Genomic DNA, 479 nt, shown 5'->3' on the forward strand with positions numbered 1-479 from the left:
GCCGGCTGCAGCAGAACTTGCCATCATGTATTCGTTGCTGCAGTCCGAGATGGACAGAGCATTTCCAGATACAGCGGCTGACATCGACTTGACGAACAAGGCAAAGGAGCGAAGCGTGTTTCGCCTGCCCGCAACAGCGGCCGTTCGTAAAGGGATATTTACAGGAACGGACGGAAAAGGGTTGGATGTTCCACTTGGCTCTCGATTTTCGGGAGGTGACGTAAACTATGTCGCTTCTGAACGCATAGACGCTGGTGTATTTAGACTGACTGCCGAAGAGCTGGGCAGCATCGGTAATGAGTACGCAGGAATACTCTTCCCTATTGACTACATTGGCGGCTTAGCAAGCGCTACGCTCACTGATGTGCTGATTTACGGGGAAGATGAAGAAACGGATGAATCGCTACGTGAGCGATATTACGAATCTTTGCGGGCTTTGGCATTTGGCGGCAACGTAGCCGATTATAGAGCTAAAACGG

The 479-nt window shown here is 51.1% G+C and carries 1 pseudogene; it reads left to right on the forward strand.

Annotated features, from left to right (window positions below):
- Positions 1 to 25 precede the first annotated feature (25 nt).
- Positions 26 to 479, forward strand: a pseudogene (locus PPOP_RS16105) (baseplate J/gp47 family protein); the annotation flags it as partial.

Origin of the sequence: Paenibacillus popilliae ATCC 14706, from assembly GCF_000315235.1 — a bacterium.
Classification (GTDB): Bacteria; Bacillota; Bacilli; order Paenibacillales; family Paenibacillaceae; genus Paenibacillus_B; species Paenibacillus_B popilliae.